This window comes from Aquabacterium parvum (assembly GCF_001447195.1).
In the GTDB taxonomy this organism is placed as follows: domain Bacteria; phylum Pseudomonadota; class Gammaproteobacteria; order Burkholderiales; family Burkholderiaceae_C; genus Aquabacterium; species Aquabacterium parvum.
This window is the reverse complement of the sequence record NZ_LFRI01000053.1, coordinates 1-273: the sequence shown is the minus strand read 5'-3', so window position 1 is coordinate 273 and position 273 is coordinate 1. Positions and strand designations below refer to the sequence as shown.

Genomic DNA, 273 nt, shown 5'->3' with positions numbered 1-273 from the left:
AGGTGGACCGGTCGGGTACCCCTCCCTCTGCAACGCCCTTCGGGCTCACTGGGGTGTCCCCCAGCCCCCCGGCTTACTTCGACGCGGAGAGGCGCTCCATGTCATTGAGGACAGGCCGAGCATGCTGATGCACGGCAATCATGTAGGCCTGCGAGGCCTTGTCCCAGGCGTCGATGTGTCTGGCCAGGATGAACAGCCAGGGCGGCGTGTCAACATCCGGGCCAGCAGCTACGATCCCGTAGAAGGCCCTCACCGTCTCAGTGGTCATCAGCG

Annotated in this window: 1 protein-coding gene; it reads right to left on the bottom strand. The window is 64.8% G+C overall.

All coding sequences use genetic code 11. The features are described 5' to 3' along the window. Nucleotides 1-73: 73 nt before the first annotated feature. Nucleotides 74-273, bottom strand: a 200-nt coding sequence (locus ABG80_RS22325) for a hypothetical protein (protein WP_160322404.1), incomplete at its 5' end; no start/stop codon positions are given.